The following is a 5,307-nucleotide window of genomic DNA, read 5'->3' as shown; positions in this document are numbered from 1 at the left end:
CGTCATCGACTGCACCGACACCGGCGCATCCCCACCGACCGCCACCGACCCGACCTGGATCTGACGGCTGACTCTCCGGTCGGCGAGCTTCGTCGGAACGGACGGCATTCCGAGAGAAATTGCAGTCATCTGCTGTGCAACCCCAAGGTGTGGATCAAGGTCCCGAGATGGGCGGGCTCCGGCCCCGAGATTACGCCACCGCACGGCACCGGAGCACATCGCCGTGAAAACTCCACCCAAAGGTAAGCGGCCGGACACGAAAGGTGTCCGGCCGCCGGAAACAGGCGCAATCAGGAGATCTTGACGGGATTGAAGACGTCGGCGACCAGCACGAGCAGGGTGAAGCAGATGAAGATCCCCGCCACGACATAGGCGAACGGCATCAGCTTCGCGACATCGAACGGGCCCGGGTCGGGCCGCTTGAAGAGACGTGCCAGCCTGCGCCGCAGGGACTCCCAGAGCGCGCCCGCGATATGCCCTCCGTCGAGAGGCAGCAGCGGCAGCATGTTGAAGAGGAAGAGGGAGAGATTGAAGCCCGCGAGCAGGAACAGCATCATCGCGATCTGGTTCTGCGCCGGGATGTCCAGCGTCATCACCTCGCCGCCGATACGGGCCGCGCCGACCACACCGACCGGTGAGTCGTCCTTGCGCGGGCCGTCCCCGAAGGCCGCGCTCCAGAGGTCCGGGATCTTGGACGGCAGGGCGACGATCGACTCGACACCGTCCCCGATCATGGTGCCCATGCGGTCCACGGACTGGGGGAAGGAGAGCGGGACGATCTCGGTGGCGGCGGCAAAACCGAGATAGCCGGCCGGGATGTACTTGCCCGGGATGATCTCTCCGTTGGAGTCCTTCTCGGCCACCAGGTTTCTGGCGAGCGTGGCGTGCAGATCCTGCCGGGCGCCGTCGCGCTCGACGGTGATGGTGGCCGGGCCGATGGTCTTACGGATGAGATTGGAGAGCGTGGTCCAGTCCTCGACCCGCTGTCCGTTGAGGGCGACGATCCTGTCGCCCTCCTTGAGACCGGCCGCCTGGGCGGGCGAGACCGCGTCGCCCTTCTCACACGTGTCCCGCTTCTCGCTCTGCGGGATCACACACTTCTGCACGCCCGCGACCTGGGTGGTCTGCGTCTGGAAGCCGAAGCTCATCGCCACACCGATGAAGATCACGGCGGCGAGCACCAGGTTCATGAACGGGCCCGCGAACATCACGATCACGCGCTTCCACGGCTTGCGCGTGTAGAACAGGCGCTTCTCGTCGCCCGGTTGCAGCTCCTCGAAGGCCGCCGAGCGCGCGTCCTCTATCATCCCGCGCCAGGGCGAGGTGGACCGCGCCTCGATCCTGCCGTCCGGGCCCGGCGGGAACATTCCGATCATGCGGATATAGCCGCCGAGCGGGATCGCCTTGATCCCGTACTCCGTGTCGCCCTTCTTCCGCGACCAGATGGTCGGCCCGAAGCCGACCATGTACTGAGGCACGCGGATACCGAAGAACTTGGCCGTCGAGAGATGGCCGAGCTCATGCCAGGCGATGGAGAAGAGCAGCCCGGCGACAAAGACCAGAATGCCGAGGACCGTCAACAGAATCGTCATGCGCGAGCCTCCGCCGGCTGTTCTTCGCCGATTGTGTCTGCCAGTTGGTCTGCCAACGCCGCCGCCTTCTCACGGGCCCTGGCACGTGCCCAGGTCTCCGCTTCGAGGACGTCGGCCACGGTGAGCGAGGTTCCCGTACGGGAGTGATCCTGCGCCGCGCCGTACACCGTGCCGTGTTCCGCGACGACCTCGGTGACCGTGTCCATGATGCCGTTGAACGGGAGCCTGCCCGCGAGGAACGCGTCGACGCACTCCTCGTTCGCGGCATTGAACACCGCCGGAGCCGTGCCGCCCAGGGCCCCCACCTGTCTGGCGAGTCCCACCGAAGGGAAGGCCTCCGTGTCGAGCGGGAAGAACTCCCAGGTCGACGCGGTGGTCCAGTCGAAGGCGGGAGCGGCGTCGGGCACCCGCCACGGCCAGCCGAGACCGATGGCGATCGGCCCGCGCATATCGGGCGGAGTCGCCTGGGCCAGAGTCGAGCCGTCGCTGAATTCCACCATCGAATGGACATACGACTGAGGGTGGACGACCACCTCAATGCGTTCGAAGGGAATGTCGTACAGAAGATGTGCCTCGATCACTTCGAGGCCCTTGTTGACGAGCGTCGCCGAGTTGACCGTGATCACCGGGCCCATGGCCCAGGTCGGATGCGCGAGAGCGTCCCGGGGAGTGACGTGGGCCAGCTCGGCGCGCGTACGGCCGCGGAAGGGCCCGCCGGAGGCCGTCACCACGAGCTTGCGCACATCGGCGCGGCTGCCGGAGGCCAGCGCCTGGAAGAGCGCGGCGTGCTCGGAGTCGACCGGGATGATCTGGCCGGGCTTGGCCACGGCCTTGACCAGCGGACCGCCGACGATCAGCGACTCCTTGTTGGCCAGCGCGAGCGTGCGGCCGGCGGTAAGGGCGGCGAGCGTGGGCGCGAGCCCGATGGAGCCGGTGATGCCGTTGAGGACGGTGTGGCAGTCGGAGGCGGCCAGCTCGGTGGCGGCGTCGGGTCCCGCGAGGATCTCGGGGAGCGGCTCGCCCTTACCGTACTGCGCCCTGAGCGCCTCCCGCAGCGCGGGCACGGTGTCCTCGCGCGCGACCGCCACGGTTCGGACCCGCAGCCGCCTGGCCTGCTCGGCGAGGAGCGCGGGACGCCCGCCGGCGGCGGAGAGCGCGGTGACACGGAAGCGGTCGGGATGGCGCAGGACCAGGTCGATGGCCTGGGTGCCGATGGATCCGGTGGAGCCGAGGACGACGATGTCCCGGCGGCCTTCGGTCGGGTCGAAGGCGATATGCGGATCGGCGAGAGGGGCTGGGCTGTCGCTCATGCCCCCATTCTTGCCCCATCCGTGCGCCGGTTGGACAGCGCGCCCCTGCGGGTGTTCCCGTGCGCCGGTCCTGCGGACTTCGCGCCGGCCGGATCTTTAAGGTCTTTCCGGTCTTTTCAGGTTTTTCCGGCGGCCCGGAACTTCTGCCACTGGGCCTGGACGATCTCCTCCGGGACTCCTCCGACGTCCTCGGTGCCGGTGATCTCGGCGCGGAAGGAGAGCGTGGTGGAACCGGACCGTACGACGGTCAGATACTCGTACAGCTTGAGCTCTCCCTTCACATCGAGAATCGTGAAGCGGTACGCGGCGGCCTCGTCGCCCACATCGGGCGCCTCGGCCGGTTCCGCCTTCAGATACTTCGCCCGGGCCAGCGCCCGGTCCTCGGTGAAGCCGCCCGCGCAGTCACGGCCCGCCGTACGCAGCGCCTTCAGGACGCCGGCCGCGCCCTGGGCGCCGTACGAGCGGAGCTGTACGGAGACGGTGAGCCCGAGCATCTCGTCCGGGATGTCGACCTTGCGGTGGACCTCGGCGATGGGATCGAACGCGGTGGCGCCGCGGGCGAGGCTGACCAGCGGCTGGCAGACGGCGGGCTCCGCGGTGTACTCCTCGCCGAGCGGTGCGCCGAGGGCGTACTCGGAGGCGGTGTACCGGCCGATCCGCTCGCCGTCGGTGAGGGAGGCGGCGGTGAGCTGTTCCTCGGTGAGCGGCGCGGGGCCGGTGGCGGCGCCCGCGGCCGGCGCGGAGGAGCCGCCGGGCTCGCTCACACCCTTGCTCACACCCTTGCCGCCGTCGTCACCGCCGTCGCCCCGTTCGCCGCCGCTGCACGCGGTCACTCCGACGAGTACGAGACCGGCGGCCAGCGCCACCGCACCGCGCCGCGTCCGCCGCGTCCGCCTTCTCCCGGACCCGAACATGTCTGCCCCCGTCGTGAGTTGACCGTCCCGACGGCCGATTGTGCTGCATGGGAACGGCGGCCGGGCCCGCGAGAAATGACATGCCGTCAATTCCGGCTGATTCCAACGGTTTTCACCGGTGTTCACCGGGACCGTCCGCGCGGGCCGTTGGCCGCGCGCATTGACACGCCTCATCCGTAGGCCGATTCTGAGAGCGCTCTCAAACCCCCCACAACGCAGGAGGCACAGCGTGTTGGGCACAAGAAAGCTGCTCGCGTCACTGGCCGCCGCGGCGATCCTCGCCACGGGATTCACGGCCGCGAGCCCCGCGTCACCCGCCGGCGCCGCCGAGGCCGCGGTCCCCGCGACCATTCCGCTGACGATCACGAACAGCTCCGGCCGTACGGACCCGGTCTACATCTACAACCTCGGGACGAACCTCACGACGGGCCAGCAGGGCTGGGCCGATGCCAACGGCACGTTCCACGCCTGGCCCGCCGGAGGCAATCCGCCGACCCCGGCACCCGACGCGTCGATCGCGGGACCGGCCAACGGGCAGTCGGTCACGGTCCGGATGCCGAAGTTCTCCGGCCGTGTCTACTTCTCGTACGGTCAGAAGCTTGTCTTCAAGCTGACCACGGGCGGTCTGGTGCAGCCCGCCGTGCAGAACCCGGCCGACCCCAACCGGGACATCCTCTTCAACTGGACCGAGTACACGCTCAACGACGCCGGGCTGTGGATCAACAGCACCCAGGTCGACATGTTCTCGGCGCCCTACGCCGTCGGCGTCAGGCTCCCGAACGGCACCACCAAGACCACCGGCCATCTCAAGGCGGGCGGCTACAACGGCTTCTACGACTCGCTCCGGAGCCAGCCGGGCGGCTGGGCCAATCTGATCCAGACGCGCGCCGACGGCACCGTCCTGCGCGCGCTCTCGCCCGGTCACGGGATCGGATCGGGTCTGCTGCCGGCCTCGGTGATGGACGACTACATCAATCGGGTGTGGAGCCGGTACACCACCTCCACGCTGACCGTGACGCCCTTCGGGGACCAGCCGAACACCAAGTACTTCGGCCGGGTCTCGGGCAATGTCATGAACTTCACCAATGCGGCGGGCGCGGTCGTCACCTCGTTCCAGAAGCCGGACGCGGACAGCGTCTTCGGCTGCTACAAGCTGCTGGACGCGCCCAACGACCTGGTACGCGGCCCGATCTCGCGCACGCTCTGCGCCGGATTCAACCGCTCCACGCTGCTGGTCAATCCCAACCAGCCCGACACGAGCGCGGCCAACTTCTACCAGGACGCGGTGACCAACCACTACGCCCGGAAGATCCACGCGCAGATGGCCGACGGCAAGGCGTACGCGTTCGCCTTCGACGATGTCGGCGCCCATGAGTCCCTGGTGCACGACGGCGATCCGCAGCAGGCGTACATCACGCTCGATCCGTTCAACTAGGGTCTTTCGTTTGGATCTGGCCGGATCAGGGAGCGCCCGCCGCGGGAGCGGCTGAT

Annotated in this window: 4 protein-coding genes and 1 pseudogene; 1 reads left to right on the top strand and 4 read right to left on the bottom strand. The window is 68.5% G+C overall.

The genetic code is table 11. The features are described 5' to 3' along the window. The 4 genes and pseudogenes from GA0115259_RS39005 to GA0115259_RS12475 all read right to left on the bottom strand — a co-directional run. Positions 1-129 (bottom strand): annotated as a pseudogene (locus GA0115259_RS39005) (4-hydroxy-3-methylbut-2-en-1-yl diphosphate synthase); the annotation flags it as partial. A 161-nt stretch (positions 130-290) separates the two neighbouring features. Beyond that, positions 291-1,592 carry a M50 family metallopeptidase gene (locus tag GA0115259_RS12485; RefSeq protein ID WP_093595215.1) on the bottom strand — a complete coding sequence of 434 codons (1,302 nt, stop codon included), beginning with the start codon at positions 1,590-1,592 and terminating at the stop codon, positions 291-293. Next, positions 1,589-2,902 carry a 1-deoxy-D-xylulose-5-phosphate reductoisomerase gene (gene dxr / locus GA0115259_RS12480; RefSeq protein WP_093595212.1) on the bottom strand — a complete coding sequence of 438 codons (1,314 nt, stop codon included), beginning with the start codon at positions 2,900-2,902 and terminating at the stop codon, positions 1,589-1,591. Before dxr ends, GA0115259_RS12485 begins: the two co-directional genes overlap by 4 nt. Before the next feature lie 116 nt (positions 2,903-3,018). Further along, entirely contained in the window at positions 3,019-3,768 is a 750-nt protein-coding gene (locus GA0115259_RS12475) for a hypothetical protein (protein ID WP_093595209.1), read from the bottom strand. A 277-nt stretch (positions 3,769-4,045) separates the two neighbouring features. Here GA0115259_RS12475 and GA0115259_RS12470 point away from each other — a divergent pair, with 277 nt between their 5' ends. After that, complete coding sequence (locus tag GA0115259_RS12470) at positions 4,046-5,251, top strand: glycoside hydrolase family 64 protein (protein WP_093595206.1); 1,206 nt, start codon at positions 4,046-4,048, stop codon at positions 5,249-5,251. Positions 5,252-5,307 lie beyond the last annotated feature (56 nt).

The sequence above is a fragment of the Streptomyces sp. MnatMP-M17 genome (assembly GCF_900091995.1).
In the GTDB taxonomy this organism is placed as follows: domain Bacteria; phylum Actinomycetota; class Actinomycetes; order Streptomycetales; family Streptomycetaceae; genus Streptomyces.
The sequence above is the reverse complement of the archived record's forward strand: the minus strand, read 5'-3'. Positions and strand labels throughout refer to the sequence as shown.